24 protein-coding genes are annotated in these 25,931 nt (G+C 60.5%); 9 read left to right on the forward strand and 15 right to left on the reverse strand.

Annotation, left to right across the window (positions count from 1 at the left end):
* Positions 1 to 11 precede the first annotated feature (11 nt).
* Positions 12 to 239 carry a sulfurtransferase TusA family protein gene (locus AC2I9W_RS10925; protein WP_158392771.1) on the forward strand — a complete coding sequence of 76 codons (228 nt, stop codon included), beginning with the start codon at positions 12 to 14 and terminating at the stop codon, positions 237 to 239.
* A gap of 90 nt (positions 240 to 329) precedes the next feature.
* Here AC2I9W_RS10925 and galU read toward each other — a convergent pair whose 3' ends face one another.
* The 10 genes from galU to hemC all read right to left on the reverse strand — a co-directional run bounded on the left by galU (position 330) and on the right by hemC (position 11,711).
* Complete coding sequence (galU, locus tag AC2I9W_RS10930) at positions 330 to 1,217, reverse strand: UTP--glucose-1-phosphate uridylyltransferase GalU (RefSeq protein ID WP_486409989.1); 888 nt, start codon at positions 1,215 to 1,217, stop codon at positions 330 to 332.
* A gap of 80 nt (positions 1,218 to 1,297) precedes the next feature.
* Positions 1,298 to 4,225, reverse strand: a complete 2,928-nt coding sequence (locus tag AC2I9W_RS10935) for a valine--tRNA ligase (RefSeq protein WP_486409990.1) — start codon at positions 4,223 to 4,225, stop codon at positions 1,298 to 1,300.
* A gap of 289 nt (positions 4,226 to 4,514) precedes the next feature.
* Positions 4,515 to 5,165, reverse strand: coding sequence for a VOC family protein (locus AC2I9W_RS10940; protein WP_486409991.1), 651 nt, complete (start codon positions 5,163 to 5,165; stop codon positions 4,515 to 4,517).
* Positions 5,166 to 5,354: 189 nt separating this feature from the next.
* The gene (locus tag AC2I9W_RS10945) at positions 5,355 to 5,930 is read right to left on the reverse strand and encodes a YceI family protein (protein ID WP_486409992.1); all 576 of its coding nucleotides are present in this window, start codon (positions 5,928 to 5,930) and stop codon (positions 5,355 to 5,357) included.
* An 82-nt stretch (positions 5,931 to 6,012) separates the two neighbouring features.
* On the reverse strand, positions 6,013 to 6,576 hold the full coding sequence (locus AC2I9W_RS10950) for a YceI family protein (protein ID WP_486409993.1): 564 nt from the start codon (positions 6,574 to 6,576) through the stop codon (positions 6,013 to 6,015).
* A gap of 137 nt (positions 6,577 to 6,713) precedes the next feature.
* A complete protein-coding gene (locus AC2I9W_RS10955; RefSeq protein ID WP_486409994.1) occupies positions 6,714 to 7,262 on the reverse strand; it encodes a cytochrome b in 549 nt (182 codons plus the stop codon).
* 204 nt (positions 7,263 to 7,466) lie between these two features.
* Positions 7,467 to 8,777 carry a heme biosynthesis HemY N-terminal domain-containing protein gene (locus tag AC2I9W_RS10960; RefSeq protein ID WP_486409995.1) on the reverse strand — a complete coding sequence of 437 codons (1,311 nt, stop codon included), beginning with the start codon at positions 8,775 to 8,777 and terminating at the stop codon, positions 7,467 to 7,469.
* A 19-nt stretch (positions 8,778 to 8,796) separates the two neighbouring features.
* Complete coding sequence (locus AC2I9W_RS10965) at positions 8,797 to 9,912, reverse strand: uroporphyrinogen-III C-methyltransferase (RefSeq protein WP_486409996.1); 1,116 nt, start codon at positions 9,910 to 9,912, stop codon at positions 8,797 to 8,799.
* Positions 9,909 to 10,754 carry a uroporphyrinogen-III synthase gene (locus tag AC2I9W_RS10970; protein ID WP_486409997.1) on the reverse strand — a complete coding sequence of 282 codons (846 nt, stop codon included), beginning with the start codon at positions 10,752 to 10,754 and terminating at the stop codon, positions 9,909 to 9,911. Before AC2I9W_RS10970 ends, AC2I9W_RS10965 begins: the two co-directional genes overlap by 4 nt.
* Positions 10,755 to 10,766: 12 nt before the next feature.
* Positions 10,767 to 11,711, reverse strand: coding sequence for a hydroxymethylbilane synthase (gene hemC, locus AC2I9W_RS10975; protein ID WP_486409998.1), 945 nt, complete (start codon positions 11,709 to 11,711; stop codon positions 10,767 to 10,769).
* A gap of 79 nt (positions 11,712 to 11,790) precedes the next feature.
* Between hemC and ppc the strand changes: the two genes are divergently transcribed.
* Positions 11,791 to 14,640 carry a phosphoenolpyruvate carboxylase gene (gene ppc, locus AC2I9W_RS10980; RefSeq protein WP_486409999.1) on the forward strand — a complete coding sequence of 950 codons (2,850 nt, stop codon included), beginning with the start codon at positions 11,791 to 11,793 and terminating at the stop codon, positions 14,638 to 14,640.
* Between the two features lie 240 nt (positions 14,641 to 14,880).
* Here the strand turns inward: ppc and flhC are convergent, their stop codons facing one another.
* Together flhC and flhD are read right to left on the reverse strand one after the other, a co-directional pair.
* Positions 14,881 to 15,432 carry a flagellar transcriptional regulator FlhC gene (gene flhC / locus AC2I9W_RS10985; protein WP_486410000.1) on the reverse strand — a complete coding sequence of 184 codons (552 nt, stop codon included), beginning with the start codon at positions 15,430 to 15,432 and terminating at the stop codon, positions 14,881 to 14,883.
* A gap of 38 nt (positions 15,433 to 15,470) precedes the next feature.
* On the reverse strand, positions 15,471 to 15,797 hold the full coding sequence (flhD, locus tag AC2I9W_RS10990) for a flagellar transcriptional regulator FlhD (RefSeq protein WP_158392745.1): 327 nt from the start codon (positions 15,795 to 15,797) through the stop codon (positions 15,471 to 15,473).
* An 82-nt stretch (positions 15,798 to 15,879) separates the two neighbouring features.
* Between flhD and AC2I9W_RS10995 the strand changes: the two genes are divergently transcribed.
* Both AC2I9W_RS10995 and AC2I9W_RS11000 read left to right on the forward strand, forming a co-directional pair.
* A complete protein-coding gene (locus tag AC2I9W_RS10995; protein ID WP_486410001.1) occupies positions 15,880 to 16,053 on the forward strand; it encodes a hypothetical protein in 174 nt (57 codons plus the stop codon).
* A gap of 142 nt (positions 16,054 to 16,195) precedes the next feature.
* Complete coding sequence (locus tag AC2I9W_RS11000; RefSeq protein ID WP_486410002.1) at positions 16,196 to 17,443, forward strand: GGDEF domain-containing protein; 1,248 nt, start codon at positions 16,196 to 16,198, stop codon at positions 17,441 to 17,443.
* On the opposite strand, the gene AC2I9W_RS11005 is transcribed toward AC2I9W_RS11000, so the two are convergent.
* Complete coding sequence (locus AC2I9W_RS11005) at positions 17,373 to 18,272, reverse strand: sulfurtransferase (protein ID WP_486410003.1); 900 nt, start codon at positions 18,270 to 18,272, stop codon at positions 17,373 to 17,375. The genes AC2I9W_RS11000 and AC2I9W_RS11005 overlap by 71 nt on opposite strands.
* A 97-nt stretch (positions 18,273 to 18,369) precedes the next feature.
* Between AC2I9W_RS11005 and AC2I9W_RS11010 the strand changes: the two genes are divergently transcribed.
* A complete protein-coding gene (locus AC2I9W_RS11010) occupies positions 18,370 to 18,951 on the forward strand; it encodes a YqiA/YcfP family alpha/beta fold hydrolase (protein ID WP_486410004.1) in 582 nt (193 codons plus the stop codon).
* On the opposite strand, the gene AC2I9W_RS11015 is transcribed toward AC2I9W_RS11010, so the two are convergent.
* Both AC2I9W_RS11015 and AC2I9W_RS11020 read right to left on the reverse strand, forming a co-directional pair.
* Positions 18,940 to 19,854, reverse strand: coding sequence for a DMT family transporter (locus AC2I9W_RS11015; protein ID WP_486410005.1), 915 nt, complete (start codon positions 19,852 to 19,854; stop codon positions 18,940 to 18,942). The two genes, AC2I9W_RS11010 and AC2I9W_RS11015, sit on opposite strands and share 12 nt — an antisense overlap.
* 83 nt (positions 19,855 to 19,937) lie before the next feature.
* Positions 19,938 to 21,077, reverse strand: a complete 1,140-nt coding sequence (locus AC2I9W_RS11020; RefSeq protein ID WP_486410006.1) for an aromatic ring-hydroxylating oxygenase subunit alpha — start codon at positions 21,075 to 21,077, stop codon at positions 19,938 to 19,940.
* A gap of 419 nt (positions 21,078 to 21,496) precedes the next feature.
* Between AC2I9W_RS11020 and xseB the strand changes: the two genes are divergently transcribed.
* The 4 genes from xseB (at position 21,497) to AC2I9W_RS11040 (ending at position 25,927) form a co-directional block, all read left to right on the forward strand.
* Positions 21,497 to 21,736: an exodeoxyribonuclease VII small subunit gene (xseB, locus tag AC2I9W_RS11025; protein WP_158392731.1), complete on the forward strand. Its 240-nt coding sequence runs from the start codon at positions 21,497 to 21,499 to the stop codon at positions 21,734 to 21,736.
* A gap of 47 nt (positions 21,737 to 21,783) precedes the next feature.
* A complete protein-coding gene (locus tag AC2I9W_RS11030; RefSeq protein ID WP_486410007.1) occupies positions 21,784 to 22,725 on the forward strand; it encodes a polyprenyl synthetase family protein in 942 nt (313 codons plus the stop codon).
* 65 nt (positions 22,726 to 22,790) lie between these two features.
* Positions 22,791 to 24,665 carry a 1-deoxy-D-xylulose-5-phosphate synthase gene (dxs, locus tag AC2I9W_RS11035; RefSeq protein ID WP_486410008.1) on the forward strand — a complete coding sequence of 625 codons (1,875 nt, stop codon included), beginning with the start codon at positions 22,791 to 22,793 and terminating at the stop codon, positions 24,663 to 24,665.
* A 179-nt stretch (positions 24,666 to 24,844) separates the two neighbouring features.
* Positions 24,845 to 25,927: a type 2 periplasmic-binding domain-containing protein gene (locus AC2I9W_RS11040; RefSeq protein ID WP_486410009.1), complete on the forward strand. Its 1,083-nt coding sequence runs from the start codon at positions 24,845 to 24,847 to the stop codon at positions 25,925 to 25,927.
* Positions 25,928 to 25,931 lie beyond the last annotated feature (4 nt).

The raw sequence follows: 25,931 nt of genomic DNA on the forward strand, positions 1-25,931 counted from the left end.
AGAGGATTCCCATGCAAGTAGATCAAGAAGTCGATACCCGCGGCCTGAACTGTCCGTTGCCTATTCTCAAGGCCAAGAAGGCCCTGGCTGCCATGCAAAGCGGTCAGCTGCTCAAGGTGGTGGCCACCGATACCGGCTCCATCCGCGACTTTCAGGCCTTTGCCAAGCAGACGGGTAATGAGTTGGTCGAGCAGCAAACGGTGGGTGAGGAGTTCATCCATATCCTCAAACGTCGCTGAGACTGAAATGCTCTTGAATTGAGAGCTGATAGCGTATAAAAGGCCTGCAATTGCAGGCCTTTTATCTTTGAAATCAAGCACTGGCTTGCGTCAGATGCTCAGAGTTTTGAGGTAATCGCGAAAGCTCTCGCCCACATCGGGGTGCTGCAGTGCCAGCTCCACCGTGGCTTGCAAGAAGCCTTCCTTGCTGCCGCAGTCATAGCGTTTGCCAGCGTACTGGAAGGCGTAAACGGCTTCATGTGCCATCAGGCGTTCGATGGCATCGGTCAGCTGAATCTCACCGCCCACGCCCTTGGGCTGGTTGCGAATCTCGTCAAAAATCGCTGGTGTCAGCACATAGCGGCCGGCCACGCCCATGCGCGAAGGAGCAACTTCAGGGGCGGGCTTTTCCACGATCTCGTCAATGCGCATCAGAGGGCCGCCTGCGGCTTCGCCCTTGACGATACCGTAGCGCTTGGTGTGCTCCAGAGGCACTTCCTGCACGGCCAGCAGAGAGCGGCCTTGCTTCTGGAAGGCGGCAGTCATCTGAGCCATAACACCGGGCCCACCTGCTTCACCGGTCATCAGATCATCAGCCAGAATCACGGCGAATGGCTCATTGCCGACCAGAGGCTCGGCGCACAGCACGGCATGGCCCAGGCCCAGAGAGCGGGGCTGGCGTACGAACAGGCAGTTCATATCTACCGGGCTGACGCTGCGTACCAAGTCCAGCATGGCGTGTTTGCCGGCGTTCTCCAGCTCGTTTTCCAGCTCGTAAGAGGTATCGAAATGGTCTTCGATGGCGCGCTTGCTGCGGCCGGTTACGAAAACCATGTCACGGATGCCTGCCTCGTAGGCCTCTTCCACGGCGTACTGGATCAAAGGCTTGTCCACCACGGGCAGCATCTCCTTGGGGGACGCCTTGGTCGCGGGCAAAAAGCGGGTGCCCAAGCCTGCAACGGGGAAAACGGCTTTGCGGACGCGGGTTTGATTGCTCATGTGTTGATCGTGCTTATCGTTTCTGGATGGAAAAAAGGCGCAGTTGCCTGCGCCTTATGTTCGCCAAAGTTTACTAGGGATTAGCCAAGGCGAGCCAGTTGCTCGTTGATACGAGTCAATGTGGCGCCAAAGTCGGCCAGGCGCTTGCGCTCCTGCTCCAGCACGGCTGCGGGGGCCTTGGCGCAAAAGGCTTCGTTGCTTAGCTTGCCATTGGCCTTGTTGATTTCGCCTTCCAGACGCTTGGCTTCCTTGGACAGGCGTGCCTTTTCAGCAGCCACGTCGATTTCCACGAACAGGGCCATACGGGCATCGCCCACCACGGAGACGGGCGAGTGCTGTGCTTCGGCGGCCCAGGCTGCTTCGTCGTCAAACACCTTGACTTCGCTGAGCTTGGCCAGGTTCTTCAGCACAGCCGCATTGGCGCGCAGGAACTCACCACCTTCGGCGGAGCCGGCAATGGCCAGCAGCGGCAGGCGCTGGGCGGGAGAGACGCCCATCTCGCCACGCAGGGCGCGGCAGGCATCGACCATCTGCTTGATGCGGCCCACATACTCGATGGAGGCTTCATCAATCTTGGCGGGCTGGGCTTCGGGGTAGCGGGCCACGGCGATGGAGTCGCCCTTGAGGCCAGCCACCGGCGCCACTTGCTGCCACAGCTCTTCCGTCACAAACGGAATGATGGGGTGGGCCAGACGCAGGATGGCTTCCAGCGTGCGGATCAGCGTGCGGCGTGTGGCGCGCTGCTGCGCTTCATTACCAGCCTGTGTTGCGGTCTGGATCTGCACCTTGGCGATTTCCAGGTACCAGTCGCAGAACTCGTTCCAGACGAAGTCGTAGATGGCATTGGCCACGTTGTCGAGGCGGAACTCGGCAAAGCCCTTGGCCACTTCGGCTTCGACTTTCTGCAGCTGCGAGGTGATCCAGCGGTCGGGTTGGCTGAAGTGCATATAGCCTTCAAACTCGCCACCCGGCTGGCACTGTTCCTTGGTGTGTTCCTTCAGGCCGCAGTCATGGCCTTCGCAGTTCATCAGCACAAAGCGGCTGGCGTTCCAGAGCTTGTTGCAGAAGTTGCGGTAGCCCTCGCAGCGCTTGCTGTCGAAGTTGATGCTGCGACCCAGCGAGGCCAGTGCGGCAAAGGTGAAGCGCAGTGCGTCCGCGCCGTAGGCGGGAATGCCTTCAGGAAATTCCTTTTGCGTGTTCTTCTTCACCTGGGGTGCTGTCTCGGGCTTGCGCAGGCCGGTGGTGCGCTTTTCGAGCAGGGGCTCCAGCGAGATGCCGTCGATCAGGTCGACCGGGTCCAGCACATTGCCTTCGGATTTGGACATCTTCTTGCCTTGTGCATCGCGCACCAGGCCGTGGATGTAGACATGCTTGAACGGCACGCGACCGGTGAAGTGCGTGGTCATCATGATCATGCGTGCCACCCAGAAGAAGATGATGTCGTAGCCTGTGACCAGCACCGAAGAGGGCAGGTAGAGGTTGTAATCATCATCGGCAGCATTGCCTTGCTCAGGCCAGCCCATGGTGGAGAACGGAACCATGGCCGAGGAATACCAGGTGTCCAGCACGTCTTCGTCGCGGCGCAGTGTCTTGCCGGGGGCTTGAGCCTGGGCTTCGGCTTCGTTCTTGGCGACGTAGATATTGCCTTCTTCGTCGTACCAGGCGGGAATCTGGTGGCCCCACCACAGCTGACGCGAGATGCACCAGTCCTGAATGTTGTTCATCCACTGGTTATAGGTGTTGACCCAGTTCTCGGGCACAAAGGTCACGTCGCCATTGGCCACTGCGTCGATGGCCTTCTGGGCGATGGACTTGCCAGTGGGGTCTTGCTCGCTGACCTTGCTCATGGCGATGAACCACTGGTCGGTCAGCATGGGCTCGATCACCTGACCGGTGCGGTCACAGATCGGCACCATCAGCTTGTGCTTCTTGATCTCGACCATCAGGCCCAGCTCTTCCAGGTCGGCCACGATGGCCTTGCGGGCCACAAAGCGGTCCATGCCACGATATTTTTCAGGCGCTTCGTCGTTGATCTTGGCGGTCAGCGTCAGCACCGTGATCATGGGCAGCTTGTGGCGCTGCCCCACCTGGTAGTCGTTCTGGTCGTGGGCAGGCGTGACCTTCACCACGCCAGTGCCGAATTCCTTGTCCACGTACTCGTCGGCAATGATGGGGATCTCGCGGCCCACCAGTGGCAGCTTCACGGTCTGGCCGATCAGGTGCTTGTAACGCTCATCCTCGGGGTGGACCATCACGGCCACGTCGCCCAGCATGGTTTCGGGGCGGGTAGTAGCTACGACCAGATTGCCTTGGCCGCTGGTCAGTGGGTAGGCGATATGCCAGAGCGAACCGTCTTTCTCCTGGTTCTCGACTTCCAGGTCAGACACGGCCGATTGCAGCACGGGGTCCCAGTTCACCAGACGCTTGCCGCGGTAGATCAGGCCTTGCTGGTAGAGCTTCACAAAGGTTTCGGTCACGACCTTGGACAGCTTGTCGTCCATGGTGAAGTACTCGCGGCTCCAGTCCACGGTGTCGCCCATGCGGCGCATTTGCGTGGTGATGGTGTTGCCGGACTTTTCCTTCCACTCCCAGACCTTCTTGGTGAACTCGTCACGGCCCAGGTCATAGCGGCTCACGCCCTGCGTCTGCAATTGGCGCTCCACCACGATCTGGGTGGCGATGCCGGCGTGGTCGGTGCCGGGAATCCAGGCTGTGTTGTAGCCCTTCATGCGGTGGTAGCGCGTCAGCGAGTCCATGATGGTCTGGTTGAACGCGTGGCCCATGTGTAGCGTGCCGGTCACATTGGGGGGAGGCAGCTGGATGGAGAAGTTGTTGCCCGCTGCGGTCGCCTCAGCGCTGGGCACGCCTGTGCCGCGATAGCCGGCATTGCCGTAGCCGCGCTTTTCCCACTCGGGGCCCCAATGGGCTTCGATGGAAGCAGGTTCAAAAGACTTGGAGAGGCTGTCGAGGCCGGGCTGTGAAACCGATGCGGAAGTGGTGTCGCTCATGGCTGCGTGGCAAAGAATTCTTGAAACGAAAACGGCACCCAGTGGTCTGGATGCCGTCTTCATAGACATTAGGACGGATTGCCAATGATTTTAGCGATCCGATCCGCTGATGGGCACGGTAGGCCTTATTTCGCCCTCTTGGGCTTATTTATCAAGAGCTGACAGCTATCAAATTAATAAAGCAGCGTTTGAATAAGCATGACTCAAGCCAGAAACACCGAGCAACGTCCGCTCCCCCAGCGAAGGCGTCGTCCCCTCCCAGAGGGAGAGGGGGAAGCGGCGAAGCCGCTCAGGGGGTGGGGATAAATTCCGGCCGGTCATTGCTCTGAGGCTTGAGCGTCGCATTGGTCTTGCCCTCGGCGCGCTCCTTGCGCCACTGCTCTTTGCGTGCCGTCCACTCGTTCAGGCGGGCATGTGCGGTGGTGCTGTCTTTTTCCATTTGCACGGCATCGGCCAGTTGTGCACTCAGCTCCAGGCGGATGCCATTGGGGTCAAAGAAGTAAATGCTCTTGAAGATGTGGTGATCGGTCACGCCCAGCACTTCCACGCCGCAGGCTTGCAGGCGGGCCTTGGTGTTCTCCAGCTCCTGCACGGAGTCCACGCGAAAGGCGATGTGGTTGATCCAGAGCGGTGTGTTGGGCGAGGGCAGGGCAGCCTCGTCATCGCCAATGTCAAAAAAAGCGATGAAAGAGCCGTCTTTGAGGCGAAAGAAAAAGTGGGTGTAAGGGCAGTACTCACCCGTGGAGGGCACGTAGTCGCTCTGAATGATGTGATAGAGCGGCAGACCCAGGATGTCTTCGTAGAAGTGGCGGGTCTCTTCCGCATCCTTGGCCTTGTAGGCGTAGTGGTGCAACTGTTGAACGGCCGCAGGCGCGGGCAGCTGGCTCATGTCCACGCGTCGAGGCTGGGAGTAAACCGGGGTGGGGGCGGCTTGGTTCATGCAATGTCTCCTTGAATTTTGAGAATGAATTGATTCTACTATTCGTAATTAATTAACCTAAAGTGAATTTTAGGACTGAAGGGGAATTGACTCAAGGCTGGAAACTGATGCTAAAAAGCCCAGGCCGTTTGCACGGACTGGGCCAAAGAGTGAGTCCCGCAGGACTCTGCTCGAGAGTCGTTAAGTTAATTACTGCTTCACAGCTTCGATGGACATCACCAGACGCACTTCCTTGGGGAAGCCGTAGGGGATGCCATAGTTCACGCCCCACTGGGTGCGGTCGATGGTGGCTTCGAAGTCGCCGCCGCAGACTTCACGCTTTTGCAGCATGGGGCTTTCATAGCAGGTGAATTTGTGGGCCTTGATGGTCATGGGGGCGGTCTTGCCCATCATGGTCAGCTGGCCGGTGACTTCCTTGAGCTTGTCGCCATCAAACACAAACTTGTCGGAGACAAACTTGGCTTCGGGGAATTTCTCCACGTTGAAGATGTCGGCGCTTTGCAGGTGCTTGTTGAAGGATGGTGTGCCGGAGTTCACCGAAGTCATGTCCAGAGTCACTTCCACCTTGCCCGTCTTGGCGGCCTTGTCAAATTCGACGGTGCCGCTTTTCTTGTCAAAGCGCACGCGGTTGGTCGAAGCGCCAAAGTGGTCGATCTCGAACGTTGCAAACGTGTGCGTGGGATCGAGGGCGTAAGTGGCTGGGGCTGCCTGAGCAGCAGTGGCAAACAGGGAAGCCGCGGTCAGGGCGAACAAAGTGGAACGCATGGTGAAAACTCCTTCAGGGGTTGAAACTATCAAAATATGAGCTACCAGTGCTTATGTATAAAGCGCTGTAGCCGGAAAAGACTTAAATTTTTCCCACGCCGGTCAACGCCAGCTTGAATTGCACGGTGACTTCATCGGCCACCATGGAAGTGTCCTTCCAGTCGCCATCGCCGATCTTGAAGGTCAGGCGCTTCAGGGGCAGGGTGCCACTAGCGGTGGTGGTGGCGCCGGACTGAGTCAGCGTCACCGGCAGGCTCACTTTCTGTGCATTGCCCTTGATGGTCAGCGTGCCGTCCACCTGGTACTTGCCGCCGCCCAGTGCCTTGACAGCGCTGGAGGCAAACGTGGCCTGGGGAAACTTGGCGACATTGAACCAGTCAGCCTTAGGCAGCTCGGCATCGGTTTCCTTGGCGCCCATGGTGGCGCTGCCGGTGTCGATGGTGAAGTGGATCTTGCTGGTTTCGGGCTTGGCGGCGTCAAAGGCAATCTGGGCGTCAAACTTCTTGAAGTGGCCCTTGAGAGGAACGCCCATCTGCTTGGCTTCGAAGTTGACGGCGCTCTGGGCGGGCACCAGAGCCTGAGCAGCTTGAGCGGCCGTGCCCATGAAGGCGGTAACAATCAGGGCGGTAGTGAAAAACGCTTTCATACAAAACATCCTGTGAACGTAGGGAGAGAAATTCAAAAACTGGCGAACTCTGAGGTGAGAGGCAGCAAGCAAGGGCCGCCTCGCGGCGAAGGCGTTGTTCCCCTCCGGGGGAAGGCGCAAAGCGCCTCAGGGGGGCGTTATTTCCTCGGCATCATGCGCGACAGCAGACCGTCGCGATCAATGAGCTGGTGCTTGATGACAGCGGCAATATGCATCACCACCAGCGCGGCCAGCGCATAGGCCAGATAGCCATGCCAGGGCTTAAGGGCTTCGGCCAGCTCAGGGCTCTTGCTCACCAGGTCGGGCAGGGGCAGCTGTCCAAACAGCACGATGGGAAAGCCCGCTGCCGAGCTGTACATCCAGCCCACCAGAGGAATGGCAAAGAACAGCGCATACATCAGGTGATGCACGCCATGGTGCGCCACGCGCTGCCAGCCAGGCATGCTGCGGGTAACCGCTTCGGGCAGCTCTGGTGGGCGGTGGGTAATACGCCAGACCAGACGCAGCACCGACAGAATCAGAATCGTCATGCCGGCCCATTTGTGCCAGTTGAAATATTTCAGACGTGCAGGCGAGAAAGGCAGGCCTGTCATGTAAAGGCCAAAGGCAAAGATGCCTATCAGCGCGGCGGCCAGTACCCAGTGCAGGGCGATGGCAGGGCCGGTATAGCGCGAGTTGGGCTTCATGGAAACGGCAATCAGAAAATATGGGGCGAGCTGGGTTCGCTGAAACTGATATGCAGTGTATGAAGCGGTGAATGCAAAAAGGTTCAGCGGGATTGAGGTCTCAATTCAAAAAAGCTGAATGGATAAACGGCGGCGGCGCAAAAAAGCCCCGGCCTCTCAGTGGAGGGCGGGGCTAAATACCGCGTATTCAAGCGAGTGCAGCTGCTATTCCTCACGTGCCGGGTTGTCAGGCAATACCACCAGGGATTGGGCAGCCAGCTTCCAGGCAATAGCCGATGCTTCCATGTCGCCACGGTGCTCTGCCATCAGCGCCAGGCGCTGCCAGGCGCGGGTGCGCAGTTGCGGGTCTTGCAGCAAGGGGGCGGCGCGGGTCAGCAATTGCTGTGCCTTGCCCCACAGCTCGCGCTGCACGCAAGCCATGCCAGCCAGGTACTGCAGGCGTGGCTCGCGTGGGTTGGCGTTGGCAGCAGCCTCCATACGGGCCAGCCAGGCAGCATCGAGCTTGCCCAGGCAGGACTGCAGGACCTGCACCAGCTTGGGTAAATGGATTTCGGTGCGGGGACTGGGCTGCGCCAGCAAGTGCTCCCAGACCGGCAGCAGCCATGCACGGGCCTGACCGGCATCGCCGCCCAGCTCGATGAGGCGCTCTGTTGCCGGGATGGCGACTTCTGGCATGGCTCGCTCTTCCCCTTCCAGGGACAGCCAGAATTGCTGCAGCGAAGAAGTGTCGCGGGCGTCGCGAATGCTGGCCAAGAGCAAGCCGCGCACCACGCTGGCCGAGGCGGCGGGAGAAAAAGCGCGGTGCTTGGCGAGTAGCCGCGCGGTGTCGAGTGCAACCTGCGTCTCTCCGGCCAGACGGGCCGCCTTGAGCTTGATGCGCAAGGCAATGGTGCGGCGAGCCGCGCCCTGAGGCAGCTCGCCCAGGCGGCGAATGGATTCTGCGGCATCACGGTCATCCAGTGCCCAGCGGGCGGCACGCATTTGCGCGCCTTCGCGGATCTCGGCATCCTGCGTGCTGCCTGGCTCAGGCAATGCATCCAGTGCCTTTTGCCAATGCTTGTCGCGCAGGGCGGTGTCCTGCAGTGCGTGAGAGGCATCTGCGGCAATGAGGTGGGCCGTGGCGCTCAGACGTTCACCGTAAGGCAGGCCCGCCTTGGCTTCGCGCAGGGCCTGCTCGGAGGAGAGCGCCGTGAGCGCAGCCTTGCGGGCACGCAGAAAGCGACCTGCCTGCAGATGAGAGAGCGATTCGAGCAAGCACTGGTTCATGCTGCGCTCGCGCTGCTGAATGCGCCACCGGCGTGCCTGGTGCGGCATCTGCAGCAGCGCACTGAGCGCGCGCAGCGCGAAATAAATAAGGGCAAACAGCAAGAAGAGTAGAACCAGCGCCAGGTTGAGCGACATGTCCACCCGGTAAGGGGACCAAAACCAGGTCACGGTGCTTTGGTTGTTGCCTGCAAACAAAGCCAAGGCCACCGCCACGGCAAACAAGCCAATGAGCCACAGGGCTGCACGCATTTGATGTGTCCTCCCCGATTCAGCGGCCAGCCGCCGCAGTACTCAGCGCGTTCAAGGTGTCATCCAGTTGCACGCGCTCACCTGAGTGCAGGTTGGCCTGAATCTGCTGCAGCTGGGCTAGTGCAATCTGGGTGCGGCGGGATCGCGTGTCAAAGTACTTGTTAAGCAGTGCCCCGGCAGCGCTGAGGTCGGCTCGCGCAGAACTCCATTGGCGCGATAGCAAGGCAAGGCGGGCGTTGAGCAGCTGCAGCTTGAGGTTTTCACGCAGGAAATAGCCTTGCTCGGGCGCCAACAGCGCCACTTCGGGGTGATCTATGCGGCGCACGCGCACCAGATCGGATGCGCCGTCCTTGAAGGCTTCCCAGGCACGCAGGCCCTGGCCTTGCCACCAGGCCCATTGCGCTGGCGAGGACTCTGCCGGCGCGTCGGCAGAAGAGGGAGGGGCCGTCTTGAGCGACTGTATATCCCGTGAGCGCGGCCTGCCCACTTCATTGATAAGTGCCAGATCATCGACTTGACGAATCAAGTCTTCGATGCGGCTGAGAACCCCTTTGGTGTCGGTCACGCTCATGCGGGAGAGCCGATCCAGATCCATTTCAATGGCTCGGATCACTGGAGCCAGACGTGGCTGGGCCGTGCTCTCCACCCGTTTCTGGGCGGACTTGAGTGTGGCGACCAGAGGCTGCAGGCTGCCCGAGAATTCGGCTTGCTGCTGAGCCATGCGCACCGCGGACTCGATATCGGCGACCAGGTTTTCATCGCGCGAGCGGGACATGCTCTGCATCAGCTCTTCGAGCTGATTACGCTGCAGGTTCAGCTCGCTGACACGCGCCTCCATCACGGAAACCCGGGCAGCGCTGTCGCGGGCCAGATCCTGTGCATCCTTGGCCAAGGTGCGAGCCTCTACGGCCTGAGCACCGGACTGGGCTGACTGGCGCGCCAGCTGCTCTTGCATATTGCCCACACGCTGCCACAGCATGCCGCAGGCCACGAGGGCGGCAATAGCCACGGCACCCAGCGTCAGAACCAGCGCTGCCGGTGCTCCCTTGCTGGGGCGTGCTGCGGTGGATTGCTCCGGGCTGGGAGGTGTGGCGGCGGAAGGGATTTCTGCGTGGGGAATGGCATCAGAGCTCATAGCGCTGATTCTATAGACGCCACCACGTCTTTCAGACTTGGGCGACTGTGAAGAATCCGACCAAACCCGGCAGAACGTGCTTTGTTTGCAATGCGTTCATGGGTAGTGAGCGCAAACCCTTGTGTCCATTGCTGCCGGGGCAGAAGCTGTTGCAGGTTGGCAACAGCTTCCGAGCTGCTGAACAGCCAGAGACTGCCGTCGCTGGCCGCCTGCCGTGCCAGATCGTGCTGGTGCGGCGTCCAGGCAGGAAGCTGGCGCTCATACACCGCCAGCAGCTCTACTTCGGCGCCGGCTTCGCGCAGCTTGGCGGCCAACCAGTCGCGCCCCGCGCCCTGAAGGGCGGCGGTGGTGCTGGCGCTGCTGGAGTAAGCGGGGCTACCAGCAGGGCTGGCTCCACGAACGATGAGTACACGGTCGCCGGCTCGAACTTGGTCATGCACGTTCTGCCACAGAGATTCGGACTCGAACTGCGAAGCATCGGGCGAGGGACCGTCGATTTGCGCTGATGGCAGGCCCGCTTGCAGCAAGGCGCTCTCCGTGCCAGGGCCGGGAGTCCATGCTCTGATATCAGTAGCTAGAAGCGCTTTGCTATCAATTGTTTTAGGGTTATTTGATGCAAAAAAATGCTGCACGGCATTGCCGCTGACAAACATCACGGCCCGATAGTGGCCGGGTTGCAGTGCGCGCTGGCGAGCGCTTGCCAGCGCTGCTTGTGCCGCTGCATCAGTGCAAGGGCCTATGGCCATGAGCGGCAAAGCCTCGGCCTGCAGGCCATGGGCGCGAAAAGCCTCTACCCACGTCTTTGCATCATGCAAAGGGCGTGTGACCAGAATGCGGCGCATGGCAGAACAGGCTCAGGCTTGTTTAAGGGCGGCGGGTACGGCGCCGGCGGCTTGCAGCTGGGCTGCCAGCATCTCGCCCAGCGCATTGGCGCTGGCAAAGTCGGTGACGGTGGCGCTGGCCTGTACTCGCACAAGACCCTTGTCGCCTTCCAGATCGCCCCAGGCTGCATCCATGTGCAGGGTGTCACCTTCGAAACGGCCGAATGCTGCCAGCGGCATGGAGCAACTGCCACCCATGCAGCGGCTGACGGCGCGCTCGGCCGTGACGATCAGCCAAGTAGGCATGTGGGCCAGCGGTGCCAGGGCATCAATGATGTCCTGGCGGTCGGCTCGCACCTCTATGCCTAGAGCGCCCTGACCTGCGGCGGGCAGCATCTTGGCTGGATCAAACTTGGCGCGGATGCGGTCGCTCATCTCCAAGCGCATCAATCCGGCCGCTGCCAGCACGATGGCGTCGTACTGGCCTTCATCGAGCTTGCGCAAGCGGGTGTTGACGTTGCCGCGCAGTGCTTCAATCTTGAGATCGGGGCGCAGGGCATGAAGCAGGGCCTGACGGCGCAGGCTGGAGGTGCCTACCACGGCCCCCTGAGGCAGCTCGTCCAGACTTGCATACTTATTAGAGACAAAGGCGTCGCGCGGATCTTCGCGGGTCATCACGCAGGCCAGCACAAAGCCTTCGGGCAGCTCCATGGGAACGTCCTTCAGGGAGTGCACGGCCAGGTCTGCACGGCCTTCTTCCAGGGCGACTTCCAGCTCCTTGACGAACAGGCCCTTGCCGCCGACCTTGGACAGGGCACGGTCCAGAATCTGGTCACCCTTGGTGGTCATGCCCAGCAGTTGCACCGCATGACCACGGCTGCGCAGAATGGCCTGCACATGCTCGGCCTGCCACATGGCCAATTGGCTTTCGCGTGTGGCAATGGTGATGGAGGCGGGTGTGGACGATGGGGAATTCATGGCTGGCGCTGTATCTGACGGGTAACGGGGAATGCTAGCATGGCAAGTTGCCTTACACAGTGCCCAAGGAGAATAGTCGATGCCTTCCGCCAGCCCCAAGAGTGCCGCACATGCAGACAAGAATGCGGAGAAGTCGGTACGCAAGATCGACAAGGATCTGCCGCTGATCGAGGATATACGGCTGCTGGGGCGCATTCTGGGGGATGTGATTCGCGAGCAGGAGGGTGCGCAGGCCTATGAGCTGGTGGAGCAGGTGCGCCAGCTCTCGGTCGCTTTTCGCCGCGACGCCGACGAGGCGGCGGACAAGGCCCTCAAGAAGCTGCTCAAGGGACTGTCCAGCGACCAGACGGTCAGCGTGATCCGCGCCTTCACCTATTTCTCGCATCTGGCCAATCTGGCCGAAGACCGTCACCACATCCGCCGCCGCGCCGTGCACGAACGTGCCGGCAATACGCAGGAAGGCAGCATCGAGGTGGCACTGGCGCGCTTGCGCTGGGCCGGTATTTCGTCGGCCACCGTGGCCAAGACCTTGGCCAACAGCTTCATCTCGCCCGTGCTCACGGCGCACCCGACCGAGGTGCAGCGCCAGAGCATTCTGACGGCCGAGCGCCGCATTGCGCAGCTGCTGGCCGAGCGCGACGACATTTTGATGCGGGCCCAGCTCTACAACAGCGCCAAGGATGCGCTGACACCGCGTGAGCTGGCGCGGGTGGAAGCACAGCTGCGTGCCTGCGTGGCCCAGCTGTGGCAGACCCGGCTGCTGCGCCACTCCAAGCTGACGGTGGCCGACGAGATCGAAAACTCCCTGTCTTATTACGAGGCCACATTCCTGCATGAGATTCCCAAGATCTACGAGCAGCTTGAGCAGGAGCTGGGTGAGAAGCTGCCCGAGCAGAGCTTTTTGCGCATGGGCCAATGGATTGGCGGCGACCGCGACGGCAACCCCTTTGTGACCGCCGAAAGCCTGGAGCTGGCCCTTTCGCGTCAGGCCGACATGGCGCTGCGCCACTATCTGCGCGAGGTGCACTATCTGGGGGGCGAGCTGTCGCTGTCCGCCAATCTGGTGAATATCACGCCCGAGATGCAGGCGCTGGCCGATGCATCCCCAGACCACAATGTGCACCGTAGCGACGAGCCTTATCGGCGCGCCCTGACCGGTATCTATGCCCGGCTGGCAGCCACGCTCAAGCAGTTGACGGGCGGTGAGGCCGCGCGCCATGCGGTGGTGCCGCAAAATGCCTACGCTTCAGCCCAGGAGTTTCTGGCCGACCTGCAAATCATTGACGACTCGCTCTCGCGCTACCACGGTGATGCGCTGGCGCCCCAGCGCCTGCGGCCTTTGATCCGGGCGGTGCAGGTGTTCGGCTTTTATCTGGCCACCGTGGATTTGCGCCAGAGTTCGGAGAAATACGAAGAGGTGGTGCGTGAGTTGATGGCCGCCGCCAAGGTGGAGCTCAATTACAGCGACCTGGAGGAAGACGCCAAATGTGCCTTGCTGGTGCGCTTGCTTGAAGATGCCCGTCCCTTGCGGGTGATGGGGGCGGACTACAGCGAGCACACACGCAGTGAGCTGGCGATTTTCGAGACTGCCAAGCGCCTGCGTGAGCGCCAGGGCGCAGAAGCCATACGCCACTGCATCATCAGCCACACCGAGACCGTCAGCGACTTGCTGGAAGTGCTGCTGCTGCAAAAAGAGGTGGGCCTGATGCGTGGCACGCTGCAAGATGGCGCGCAGTGCGATCTGATCGTGGTGCCGCTGTTCGAGACCATTGAGGATCTGCGCAACGCCGAGCCCATCATGCGCCGCTACTACCAGTTGCCCGGCATTACCGAGCTGGTCAAGAAAAGCGGTGGTGAGCAGGACATCATGCTGGGCTATAGCGACAGCAACAAGGACGGCGGCATCTTCACCAGCAACTGGGAACTGTATCGTGCGGAAATCGCGCTGGTCGAACTGTTTGATGATCTGGCCGATCACTTCGGCATTCGCCTGCGCATGTTCCATGGCCGCGGCGGCACCGTGGGGCGTGGCGGTGGCCCTAGCTACCAGGCCATTCTGGCCCAGCCCCCAGGTACGGTGCGCGGCCAGATTCGTCTGACCGAGCAGGGCGAGGTCATTGCCTCCAAATACGCCAACCCAGAAATTGGTCGCCGTAACTTGGAAACCCTGGTCGCTGCCACGCTGGAAGCCACGCTGCTGCAGCCCACCAAGCCAGCGACCAAGGCCTATCTGGAGGCTGCAGCCTTTTTGTCCGAAGCCAGCATGAAGGCTTATCGCGCGTTGGTCTATGAGACGCCGGGCTTTACCAATTACTTTTTCAGCAGCACGCCGATTCGCGAAATCGCCGAGCTGAACATTGGCTCGCGCCCCGCATCGCGCAAGGCCACGCAGGCCATCGAAGATTTGCGCGCCATTCCCTGGGGCTTCAGCTGGGGGCAATGCCGCCTGACGCTGCCGGGCTGGTATGGCTTTGGCTCGGCGATCCAGGCCTTCATCCACCGCCCGGGCAAGGATGCTAAGGCGCAGCTGGCGCTGCTGCAGAAGATGTACCGCCAGTGGCCGTTCTTCCGGACGCTGCTGTCGAACATGGACATGGTGCTGGCCAAGAGCGATTTGAATCTGGCCTCGCGCTATAGCGAGCTGGTGACGGACACGCGCATGCGTCGCCGCATCTTTGGTGCGATTGAGGCCGAGTGGCAGAAGACGGTGGAGGCGCTGAACCAGATCACGGGTGATCAGGAACGGCTGGCACACAACTCCGCGCTGGCCCGCTCCATCCGCCACCGCTTTCCGTATATCGACCCGCTGCACCACCTGCAGGTCGAGCTGGTGCGCCGCTGGCGTGCCGGCCAGACCGACGACAAGGTCAAGAACGGCATCCACCTGTCCATCAACGGCATTGCCGCAGGCGTGCGCAATACGGGTTGAGGCAAAGAGAATGTTTAAAAACAGTAGCTGCTTACGCTAACGAATAAAGGGTTTCAGACATAAAAATATCTGAAACCCTTTTATATATGGCGCTACCAGCTATGAAATTAGGTATCGATCTTCAAAGCTGACACTGGCCCAAACCAGAGATGCCGAGCAAGAGCCGCCTCGCGGCGAAGGCATCGTCTCCCTCCGCAAAGCAGAGAGGGGGAAGCGGCAAAGCCGCTCAGGGGGTGCACGTTAGTGCAGCATCAAGGACCCAGCCGCCTTGCTCTTGCCAGCGCGCGCCGGAGGATTGCACAGGCCGCACTGGTAGTGGCGTGCGTTTTCATAAGGCTCGGTCACAAACTGGCCCTTGCAGGTCGAGCATTGTGTGCGCGTCAGCATCTGCGCATCGACAAACTTCACCAGGCGCCAGGCGCGGGTAAAGGACAGCAGCACATCCAGCTCGGCGGCCTGAATCTGTTCGGTATAGAGGCGGTAGGCCTTGGTCAGCTGCTCGGCCGTGTCCAGCTCCACGCCCTTGGACAGGTATTCGTAGATATTCAGGAACAGCGAGCTGTGAATGTTTTCCTGCCAGGTCAGAAACCAGTCCGTGGAAAACGGCAGCTGGCCCTTGGACGGAGACTTGCCCGAAATTTCCTTGTACAGCCGGATCAGGCGTTCATAGGACAGCGACGTTTCGGACTCCAGCACCTGCATGCGGGCGCCCATCTCGATGAGCATGGCGGCGCGCTCGATTTGCTTGGATTCGTTCAGAACGCTTTTGGTGGCTGTCTTGGCGGCGGGCATCGGTCTCTCCTTCAAACCAGGTCGTTGCTAGCGGGTGCTCAGAGCACTTCGGAGACACGGCTGGCCATCAGGATGTTGGCGTGCAGCGTATTGGTGGCGGCGTTGGCGATCTTGTTGCCGCTGTGGTTGGTCAGCAGGCCCCAGACCATCTCGTCATCGGCGCGGAAGCTGGCCAGCAGGGTATTGCGCGATGCCAGCTTGAGCACCTGGGCCGAAGACAGCGAGCCCAGCAGATCGCAGGACTCTTCATTCAGACCCAGTCGGAACACGGCCTCGGCCTTGTCCTGGCGGATCAGGGTCTGGGCCAGCATCAGATAAGTGAGGTTGGCTTCGCGGATCTCGGCAAGCAGTTGTTCGTTCGTCATGGGGTCAGTCCTTTCAATCGCTACAGACCGCAACGGCTTACACATCAGGCTTCAGAAGTGTTTCGATCTGTTGAAATGAATTGTGTTTCAAGCCCAAATCGAACTGAAGTCGGGGCAGGACGGTGCCGCAAGTCTGGTTGCGCAAGGGGGTATGTCGGATTTCCCTTACCCGGAAGACGGCGTGGAAGCAGAAGGTGGCCGCCGGAGTGTGGCTGCCATTGACGCGGATCATGGACTGCTGGCCTGGGTATTGTGAGACTGTCTGAAAAACGACAAACGGAGAAATAAACGGCTTTTGCGCGCCATCTGGACGTATCTGACATACAGCGGTGGGCCGGTGCTGGTGATAGTTGCGTGAATCAGATCGAAGCATGGCATCAAGGTTTTCAGGAGCGTGTATGAGTCGCAAGTTCTTCAGTCCTCCAGACGCCAGGCGCAGCCGCTGGCGGGATGTGCTGCTGACGACCGATCCCCGGCTGCGCATGTCCTTGACCACCACCGGCTTTGCCTGTTTGCTCATGGCGTTTTGCATTCTGGTCATGGAGTGGCTGGGGCGCGAGGGAGTGGCAAATCCTCAATGGGTGCGCTGGTGGTCCTTGGCCAGTGGTGCGGGCGTGGTGCTGAGCTTTGCCTTGATTCGCAGTGGCATGACGCGGCACTGGGAGGACCCGGCCTTCACCACAGTGCAAATGCTTTTGGCCATCACCAGCAATGCGGTGGCCTATGTCATCGCCGGTCCTGCACGCGGCGTTCCGCCGCTGGTGCTGAGCATCATCATGATGTTTGCGGTGTTCGGGCTGCGGCCTGCCAGGCTCATGGCGGTGACGCTATATGGCTTTGTGGCCTATGCCATTGCGGGCGCCGTGGTGCACTGGGGGCTTCCCAATGACGCCATGCAGGGTTTTCTGGCGGCGATTTACCTGGCAGTGGTGAGCATCGTTTTGATCATGACGGCGGCCTTGAGCCTGCATGCCAATTCCATGCGAGAGCGGCTTCAGGTTCAAAAGCAGGAGTTGGCAGAGGCGGTGGCACAGATTCATGAGGTCGCCACCAGAGATGAGCTGACCGGCCTTCCCAATCGGCGCTACATGCAGGACATGCTGAGGCTGGAGGAGTTGCGTGCCAGACGCAGCGGACAGCCTTTGCTGGTGGCGCAGCTGGATCTGGATTTTTTCAAGAAGATCAATGACAGCTATGGCCACGCGGCAGGCGATCAGGTGTTGCAGGACTTTGCCCGCAAAGTGCAAAGCTGCATTCGTGCCACGGATATCTGGGCCCGCTGGGGCGGTGAGGAGTTTGTGCTGCTGATGAGCAACACCAGCCGGGCAGATGGCGCCAAGCGACTGGAGCATGTCAGAGCCAGGGTGGCTGAGCACCCTGCGGTATTGTCATCAGGCCTTCAGGTCGCCTACACCGTCTCCATTGGGGCGGCTTTGCTGCAGAGCGCAGAGAGTACCGAGGCCTTGCTGGAGCGAACCGACGCTGCTTTGTACCGGGCCAAGAGTGAAGGACGCAACCGTGTGGTTTGGGCAGAGGGCAGGCTGCCTCCGTCTCTGGCTCCAGCTCGCGGCAGGGTCAGCCCCGCTCCACCGGCCGAGAGGGCTGACTGCACCACTCGCTCCAGCTACCTGCAAACAGAGCTGTAGGAGCAAAGCCCGCAATGCGCATGGCCAGCACATTGGGGGTGGCGCTGACGCCGCTGCCGCATTGATGAACCACGGTGGCAGGATCGCGCCCGGCCAGCAACTCCTCAAACTCGGCCTTGAGCAGGGCGGCAGGTTTGAACCGGCCATCGGCTGCAATATTGCTGCTGAACGGGCGGTTCAGGGCACCAGGGATATGGCCCGCCACGGGGTCCATGGGTTCCACCTCGCCGCGGTAGCGAGCGGGGGCGCGGGCATCGATCAAGGTCTGGGTGGGTTGCCCCAGTTCGGCCTCGACTTGAGCAACGGTTTTGAGCACCTCCAGCGGAGCGTTCAGCATGAAGTTGGACTGGAAATGGCGGGGCTCTTCGCCGCTGCTGATGCTGTGTCCGGCAGCCTGCCAAGCTTGCAAGCCACCATCGAGCACGGCCACGGCATCGTGCCCGGCCCAGCGCAGCATCCACCACAGGCGGCCGCAATAGTTGGCATTGTTGCGGTCGTAGATAACGGCCTGCATGTCATTGGCAAAGCCGATGGAAGAAAGCCAAGTGGCAAAGCGCTCGCGTGTGGGCAGAGGGTGGCGGCCACCGGAAGCTGACTGCACACTGGTTGCGACCTGACCATCTTCACCGGGCATGCCGTGCGGGGCACTGAGGTTTTTGTCTAGATCCGCAAACACGGCTCCTGGAATATGGGCCTGCAGATATTGTGCGTGCCCGGCTGGCGGATTCATGAGGTCAAAGCTGCAGTCAAACACCATCAGGGGTTTGCCGCTGGCTTTGAGGTGGGCTAGATCTTCGGCGGAGATCAGCGTGTTCAATGAGCTGGTCATGGAGGCTCCTTTGGCTGCGATTATGCGACGGTGTCACGCCCTGACAGTGCTGCGTGGCAGCATGAGAGCCCTGGTGAAATGAAAAGAAAGAAAAGCAATGGAACAGAAAAAATCCAATGGGCTGCTGGTCGTTTTTTCCCATGGCAAGGAGTCTGGGCCTTGGGGCAGCAAGATTCATGCGCTGGCAGACATCGCCAAAGAGGTGGGTGCGCAGGTGATCTCCATCAACTACCGCCAGGGAGCAGAAGGTCAGCTGCTGGATCATGATGCCGCAGGGGAGCCGGAACGGCGCGTGCAGCAGTTGCTGGGTAGCGAGTTACCTGCACATGAGACGCTGGTGCTGGTGGGCTCCAGCATGGGGGGCTATGTGTCAGCCGTGGCCAGTGAGCAGCTGTGGCCCGCAGGACTTTTCTTGTTGGCTCCGGCTTTTTATCTGCCGGGCTATGCCCAGCAGCACCCCGTTCCCTGTGCAGCGCGCACCTTGCTGGTGCATGGTTGGCGTGATGAGGTTGTGCCGGCAGCGCACAGTGTGGCGTTTGCCTGTCAGCACAGGGCCGCGCTGCACCTGCTGGATGGCGACCATCGCTTGAATAGTGCGCTGCCTGCGATTGAGCCCTTGTTTCGCCAGTTTTTGGTCGATGTTCTGGCTGATAAAGGGCTGTCTGAATCAGTTGCGTGAGCGCAAGGCAGTGGCTGCCGCACCACTGATCACGATGAGCGCAATGCCCGCCCAGCCAATGAGGGGAATGCTTTCCCCGAACAACACCAGGCTGAACAGAGCGGCAAACACAATGCCTGAATACTGAAGATTGGCGACGACCAAGGTGTTGCGCTTGCTGCCCGCCGAGGCATAGGCCTTGGTCATGCAGACTTGGGCAATGGCGGCCAGCACCCCCACGGGCAGCAGCCACAGGGCGCTCCAGCCGGGAAAGGGGGAGAGGCCGGTCATCAGCATGGTGATGCCGCCTGCCACGGCCGAGCCCAGTGAGAAGTAGAAAACCACCCGGGTTTCCGGCTCGCCCAGGCGCGACAGAGTCGTCACTTGCATATAGGCCATGGCGGCAAACATGCCGCCAAACAAACCGCCGAGCGCCGCCACCCATTCGCTGGCTGGAGCACTGCTGGGGCGCAGCACCAGCAGCACACCGATGAAGCCCATGACGACCGTGGCGACCAAAGCCCAGGGAAAGGGGGGGATGGCCTTGCGTGTTTCCGGTGCAGCGGCATAGGACTGGCGCAGGCTGTGGCGCATCCACAGGCCTTGGGCGATCAGCAAAACCGCCATCCAGATGCTGCTCATGGAGTTGAGTGTGGTGGCGGTGGCCAGTGGCAGATGGCCAATGGCATAAAACCAGGCGCCCATGGAGATGACGCCCACCAAGCTGCGCCAGGCGTGTTCACGCGGATAGCGGGTGGCCAGCGTCACGCCGCTGCGCTTGGCCAGCCAGGCCAGCAAGGCCATGCTGACTAGGCCACGGTAAAAAATGATTTCTGCTGCATTGAAGTCCTGGGAGGCAAACTTCACACACACACTCATGGCCGCAAAAATCAACGCGGCCAATACCATCCACAGGGCTTGCATATCTCACTCAATTCAGCATAAAAAATAGCTGCTGCGCTTGTGGGGTAAGCGCTAGCAGCTATCAATTTTGAGGGTTTCCTCGTTCAGCGTTGGGGGACGCTGTCACCCATGATGCGGCGATACCACTCATGAAAGTGCTGCATGCCGTCTTCCATGGGGCTTTGATAGGGGCCGACTTCGTTGTCGCCACGCTCGTACAAGGCCTTGCGGCCGCCATCCATGCGCTCGGCAATCTCGTCGTCCTCGATGCAGGTTTCCATGTAGGCGGCCTTCTGGGCCTGTACGAACTCGGGCTCAAATGCCGCGATCTCTTCGGGGTAGAAAAATTCCACCACGTTCAACGTCTTGTCCACGGCCAGGGGGTGCAGGGTCGAGACCGTTAGCACATGCGGATACCACTCCACCATGATGTGCGGGTAGTAGGTCAGCCAGATGGCCCCGCGCTCGGGCATCTCGCCATTGCGGTAGGCCAGCAAAACGTCATGCCACTTCTTGTAGATGTCCGAGCCTGGGTTGGCAAAAGTGGGGGCAACACCCACGGTCTGCACCGAGTACTCGCTGGAGAACTCCCACTTCAGGTCGTCACAGGTGACGAAGTTGCCCAGTCCCGGGTGGAAGGGGCCGACGTGGTAGTCCTCCAGATAGACCTCGATAAAGGTCTTCCAGTTGTAGTTGCACTCGTGCATCTCGACATGGTCGAGCACAAAGCCGTCGAACTGGAGCTGCTCGCGCAGCTTCATGCCGGCCAGATCTGCCTCAATGTCCCGGCCATTGTCTTCAAACAGCAAACCATTCCATTCGCGCAGCTTGTAGTTGTTGAGGTTCAGGCAAGGGTCGTGGCTGAAGTGCGGTGCGCCCAGCAGTTCGCCACTGGTGCTGTAGGTCCAGCGGTGCAGGGGGCAGACGATGTTGCCGCCTGCGTGGCCCTTGCCTTCAGCCAGCAGATTGCCACGGCCCTTGAGCATGATGGCCTGACGGTGGCGGCAGACATTGGAGATCAGCTCTATCTCGCCCTTGGCGTTGCGAACCAGTGCACGGCCTTCTTTTTCCTGAGGCAGTGCGTAGTAGTCGCCTATCTCGGGGACGGCTAGCTGGTGACCCACATAGCGCGGGCCGTGCTTGAAAATGGTTTCCAACTCGCGCTGAAACAGCGCTTCGTCGAAATAACTTGAAACTGGTAGTTGGCTTGCGGCCTGCTGCAGTTGAAGACTTAAATCAGTCATGGATGACTTGACCTAAAGACTCCCCACAGGGAGGGTGCACGTGCGCACACGGTAAAAAACGAAACCGGCCTTGTCTGGACACGGGCTTCAGGCAAAGAGCAGGCAGTCGGATGACGGAGCGGCTCGCTTGCCCGACCAGAATGACCAGGCACGGGGCCGGCTTGACGGGAATGGGATTATAGGCTGTGGGGTTATTTCCGTTTTTCTGGTACGTGTATTGATTTGCCTGGCTTTCGGCAAGGCAAAGAGCCTTGTCAGCAAGCTGTTATCAAGGCCAAAGCCAGCGAGGGCATTGATGCGCTAGGGCGAGTCAGTACGTCGTACGGCGCTAAGCGTGACAGGGCTTTGCGGGCATTGCACGCTGCTGGTGCAGGGGCGCCTAAAATCGTCGCTTCCATCCAACATAGCCAACACCATCCATGCCCAAGGCCGCTGCCGCGAAAAAATCTGAACAGCCTGCCAGCTATGAAGCTGCATTGCAGGAGCTGGAACAACTGACTGCTCAGATTGAGTCGGGCCAGTTGCCGCTGCAGCAAATGCTCAGTGGCTATCAGCGTGCGGCCGAACTGCTGGGTTTTTGCCGCGCACAGCTGGAAGCCGTGCAAGAGCAGGTCAAGGTGCTGGACGAAGGCAAGTTGTCTGCCTGGACTCAGGACTGACGGAATGCCTGCGCTCTTGCACTTGCCTTGTGTTGAATACCCAGCCCATGAATGAATCAATGATTGCCGAACCTGCGACTCTTTTGAACGAGGGCAAGTCTGCCCTGGATTTCTCTGCCTGGATGACGGACCGCCTGGCGCGCACCGAAGCCGCGCTTTCGCGCTGGGTGGGGATCAATGCGCCTGCAGGGCTGGGAGAGTCCATGCGTTATGCCGTTCTTGACGGCGGCAAGCGACTGCGCCCCTTGCTGGTCTGGGCGGCGGCCGAGGCGGTGGGCGGTCATGCTGAGGCGACCTTGCGTGCGGGCTGCTCAGTGGAGTTGATTCACGCCTACTCGCTGGTGCACGACGACATGCCTTGCATGGACAACGACATTCTGCGTCGTGGCAAGCCCACCGTGCATGTGCAGTTTGGCGAGGCCTCGGCCTTGCTGGCGGGCGACGCGCTGCAGGCCCTGGCCTTTGAGCTGCTGCTGCCCGAGGATGAAGACATTCCATGCTCCATGCAGGCCAAGCTGTGCCGCCTGCTGGGCGCTGCCGCCGGCAGCCAGGGCATGGCTGGCGGTCAGGCGATTGACCTGGCCAGCGTGGGCAAGCAGCTCAATGAGACCCAGCTGCGCGAAATGCACCGCCTCAAGACGGGCGCTTTGTTGCTGGGTAGCGTGCTCATGGGGGCGGCCTGCAATGCGAACACGGATGCCAAGGCGCTGGCTGCGCTCAAGGACTACGGCCAGGCGCTGGGCGTGGCTTTTCAGGTCGTAGACGATATTTTGGATGTGGTGGCCGATTCGGCGACACTGGGCAAAACGGCCGGCAAGGACGCTGCCAACGACAAGCCGACCTATGTTTCTCTGCTGGGGCTGGAGGCTGCCCGTGCACATGCCGAGGAGCTGCGTCAACAAGCCCATGCAGCGCTGGCGTGCAGTGGCTTGCCTGATACACAGGCACTGGCGGCATTGGCCGACATGGTGGTGCAGCGTACGCACTGAATATCAGTCAAAACGCCCTCAAACCCAATGCTGGCAAGTGCGAGCAGCTACTAAAAATATAGATCATGTCCACGAACACTTACTCTTTGCTGCAGAACATTGACGATCCGCAAGCCATGCGAAGCCTGTCGCGTGCCCAGCTCAAGACCCTGGCGGCAGAGCTGCGAGCCTATGTGATCGACAGCGTTTCCAAGACCGGTGGTCACCTCAGCTCCAATCTGGGAACGGTGGAATTGACGGTAGCACTGCACACCGTGTTCAACACGCCTTATGACCGCATCGTCTGGGACGTGGGCCATCAGACCTATCCGCACAAGATTCTGACGGGGCGGCGCGAGCGCATGTCCTCGCTGCGTCAGTTGGGCGGGCTGTCGGGTTTCCCGCAGCGCGTGGAAAGTGAGTACGACACCTTTGGCACGGCCCACTCGTCCACCAGCATCTCGGCAGCTTTGGGCATGGCGCTGGCAGCCAAGCAAAAAGGCGAAGACCGCCGCGCCATTGCCGTGATCGGCGACGGCGCGATGACGGCCGGCATGGCTTTCGAGGCACTGAACAATGGCGGCGTTCATGACGCGAATCTGCTGGTCATCCTCAACGACAACGACATGAGCATCAGCCCGCCCGTGGGCGCGCTCAACCGCTATCTTGCGCAGCTGATGAGCGGCCAGTTCTACGCCAAGGCCCGCGATGTGGGCAAGAGTGTTTTGAAGCAGGTGCCGCCGCTGCTGGAACTGGCCAAGCGCCTAGAGCAGCAGGCCAAGGGCATGGTCGTGCCTGCCACCATGTTCGAGCAGTTCGGCTTCAACTACATCGGCCCCATCGACGGTCATGACCTGGATTCGCTGATCCCGACACTGGAGAACATCAAGAGCCTCAAAGGCCCGCAGTTTCTGCACGTGGTCACCAAGAAGGGGCAGGGATACAAGCTGGCCGAGGCGGACCCCATTGCCTACCACGGCCCCGGAAAGTTCGACCCCGCCGTGGGCCTGGTCAAGCCCGCCACGCCGCCCAAGCAGACCTTCACCCAGGTGTTCGGCAACTGGCTGTGCGATATGGCGGCCAAGGACCAGCGCCTGGTTGGCATCACGCCCGCCATGCGCGAAGGCTCGGGCATGGTGGAGTTCCACAAGCGCTTTCCCGGTCGCTACTACGACGTGGGCATTGCCGAGCAGCATGCGGTGACCTTTGCGGGCGGCATGGCCTGTGAAGGCGTCAAGCCCGTGGTGGCGATTTACTCCACTTTCCTGCAGCGCGCCTATGACCAGCTGATTCACGACGTGGCTCTGCAGAACCTGCCCGTGGTGTTTGCGCTGGACCGCGCAGGCCTGGTGGGCGCCGATGGCGCGACTCATGCCGGTGCGTATGACATCGCCTTTGTGCGCTGCATTCCGAACATGAGCATGGCCTGCCCGGCCGACGAGCGCGAAACGCGTCAGTTGCTGAGCACGGCTTATGAGCAAGACCATCCTGTGTGCGTGCGCTACCCGCGTGGCGCTGGCGTCGGAGTGGCTCCGCTGGAAGGCCTGGAAGGCCTGCCTTTTGGCAAGGGTGAAGTCCGCCGTGAATCGGCAAGCAAGAAGGTGGCGATTCTGGCTTTTGGCTCTTTGCTGTACCCGGCCCTGACCGCTGCCGAGTCGCTGGATGCCACGGTGGCCAATATGCGCTGGGCCAAGCCGCTGGACGAAGCGCTGCTGCTGCAGATTGCGGCCGATCACGAGCTGATCGTCACGCTGGAAGAGGGCTGCATCATGGGCGGTGCGGGCAGTGCGGTGCTGGAGTCGCTGGCCGCTCACGGACTGAACAATCCGGTGCTACAACTGGGCTTGCCCGATCAATTCATCGAGCATGGCGACCCAGCCAAGTTGCTGGCATTGCAAGGGCTGGATGCTGCGGGCATTGAGGCTTCTATTCGCAAGCGGCTTGCCCAGAGCGCTGCTTGAGATTTGCTTGCATCAAGGCCCTTCAGTGAAGGGCCTTTTTTCTGGCCGCTGCGTAAAGAAAGCTGACGGCGGCCGTGAATCACCACACATGCCTGACACGCATTCTTAGAATGCCTGTGGCCTGGACTCAGGCTGCTATAACGCTCTGATTACAGGCATTTTGTTGCGGAGAAATATTCATGGATCGTCGCTCACTCGTCAAACATGTGGGCATGGCTGGTGTACTGGCTGCTGGCATAGCACCGGCCGTGCAAAGCCAGGAGGTACAGCGCTGGCGTCTGGTGACGAGCTTTCCTAAAGTCCTCGATACCATCTATGGAGGGGCCGAGAAATTTGCCCAATCGCTGCGCCTGATGTCAGGCGGTCAGATCGAGGTCAGCGTGCACTCTGCAGGCGATCTGATGCCTGCCTTTGGCGTGATGGAGGGGGTGCAGGACGGTGTGGTCGAGATGGCGCTGACGGCACCGTATTACTTTACCGACCAGGACTACTGCTTCGCGCTGGGCTGCGCCGTGCCTTTCGGACTGACGGCGCGGCAGATGGATGCCTGGATGGAATATGGCGGTGGGCGCAAGCTCATGGATGACTTCTATGCGCAGTACAACATCAAAAGCCTGAGCGCAGGCAATACCGGAACCCAGATGGGGGGCTGGTATCGCAAGGAAATCAAGACCGTGGCCGACCTCAAGGGTTTGCGCATGCGTGCTGGTGGAGGCCTGCTGGGCGATGCGCTGCAAAAGCTCGGAGTGCAGGCCATCAACATGCCGATTGGAGACGCCCATCTGGCGCTGGAAAAGGGACGCCTGGATGCGGTCGAGTTCATTGGCCCCTATGACGATCAGAAGCTGGGTTTTGGCAAGCTTGCGCCTTACTACTACTACCCAGGTTGGTGGGAGGGCGGGGCCGAGCTGGCCTATTTCATCAATGCCAAGGTGTTTGCTGCATTGACGCCGGAGCTGCGCGCCATGGTGGAGGCGGCAGCAGCACTGGCCGCCAAGGATTTGACGGCCAAGTACCTGGCATCCAACCCGGCAGCGCTCAAAAAGCTGCTCAGCGAGCGTGTGCAACCCCGGGCATTTCCGCGCGAGCTGATGGATGCAGGCTTCAAGGCGGTGATGGCCACCATGGCCGAACATGAGGCCAAATCCACACAATTTAAAAAAATTCACAGAAGCATGCGCAGCTTTCAGCACGACCAGTTGCTGTGGGATCGCTTCTCTGAATTTCGCTATGCCAGCTATATGAGCGCAGTGCGGCTGTAGTGAA

Source organism: Comamonas sp. FUJ_7 (assembly GCF_057369555.1).

Bases quoted from the DNA above. Each gene is read 5' to 3' on its own strand.
- AC2I9W_RS10925 (WP_158392771.1), top strand. From the start codon at position 12: ATGCAAGTAGATCAAGAAGTCGATACCCGCGGCCTGAACTGTCCGTTG.
- galU (WP_486409989.1), bottom strand. From the start codon at position 1,217: ATGAGCAATCAAACCCGCGTCCGCAAAGCCGTTTTCCCCGTTGCAGGC.
- AC2I9W_RS10935 (WP_486409990.1), bottom strand. From the start codon at position 4,225: ATGAGCGACACCACTTCCGCATCGGTTTCACAGCCCGGCCTCGACAGC.
- AC2I9W_RS10940 (WP_486409991.1), bottom strand. From the start codon at position 5,165: ATGAACCAAGCCGCCCCCACCCCGGTTTACTCCCAGCCTCGACGCGTG.
- AC2I9W_RS10945 (WP_486409992.1), bottom strand. From the start codon at position 5,930: ATGCGTTCCACTTTGTTCGCCCTGACCGCGGCTTCCCTGTTTGCCACT.
- AC2I9W_RS10950 (WP_486409993.1), bottom strand. From the start codon at position 6,576: ATGAAAGCGTTTTTCACTACCGCCCTGATTGTTACCGCCTTCATGGGC.
- AC2I9W_RS10955 (WP_486409994.1), bottom strand. From the start codon at position 7,262: ATGAAGCCCAACTCGCGCTATACCGGCCCTGCCATCGCCCTGCACTGG.
- AC2I9W_RS10960 (WP_486409995.1), bottom strand. From the start codon at position 8,777: ATGCGTGCAGCCCTGTGGCTCATTGGCTTGTTTGCCGTGGCGGTGGCC.
- AC2I9W_RS10965 (WP_486409996.1), bottom strand. From the start codon at position 9,912: ATGAGCTCTGATGCCATTCCCCACGCAGAAATCCCTTCCGCCGCCACA.
- AC2I9W_RS10970 (WP_486409997.1), bottom strand. From the start codon at position 10,754: ATGCGCCGCATTCTGGTCACACGCCCTTTGCATGATGCAAAGACGTGG.
- hemC (WP_486409998.1), bottom strand. From the start codon at position 11,711: ATGAATTCCCCATCGTCCACACCCGCCTCCATCACCATTGCCACACGC.
- ppc (WP_486409999.1), top strand. From the start codon at position 11,791: ATGCCTTCCGCCAGCCCCAAGAGTGCCGCACATGCAGACAAGAATGCG.
- flhC (WP_486410000.1), bottom strand. From the start codon at position 15,432: ATGCCCGCCGCCAAGACAGCCACCAAAAGCGTTCTGAACGAATCCAAG.
- flhD (WP_158392745.1), bottom strand. From the start codon at position 15,797: ATGACGAACGAACAACTGCTTGCCGAGATCCGCGAAGCCAACCTCACT.
- AC2I9W_RS11000 (WP_486410002.1), top strand. From the start codon at position 16,196: ATGAGTCGCAAGTTCTTCAGTCCTCCAGACGCCAGGCGCAGCCGCTGG.
- AC2I9W_RS11005 (WP_486410003.1), bottom strand. From the start codon at position 18,272: ATGACCAGCTCATTGAACACGCTGATCTCCGCCGAAGATCTAGCCCAC.
- AC2I9W_RS11010 (WP_486410004.1), top strand. From the start codon at position 18,370: ATGGAACAGAAAAAATCCAATGGGCTGCTGGTCGTTTTTTCCCATGGC.
- AC2I9W_RS11015 (WP_486410005.1), bottom strand. From the start codon at position 19,854: ATGCAAGCCCTGTGGATGGTATTGGCCGCGTTGATTTTTGCGGCCATG.
- AC2I9W_RS11020 (WP_486410006.1), bottom strand. From the start codon at position 21,077: ATGACTGATTTAAGTCTTCAACTGCAGCAGGCCGCAAGCCAACTACCA.
- xseB (WP_158392731.1), top strand. From the start codon at position 21,497: ATGCCCAAGGCCGCTGCCGCGAAAAAATCTGAACAGCCTGCCAGCTAT.
- AC2I9W_RS11030 (WP_486410007.1), top strand. From the start codon at position 21,784: ATGAATGAATCAATGATTGCCGAACCTGCGACTCTTTTGAACGAGGGC.
- dxs (WP_486410008.1), top strand. From the start codon at position 22,791: ATGTCCACGAACACTTACTCTTTGCTGCAGAACATTGACGATCCGCAA.
- AC2I9W_RS11040 (WP_486410009.1), top strand. From the start codon at position 24,845: ATGGATCGTCGCTCACTCGTCAAACATGTGGGCATGGCTGGTGTACTG.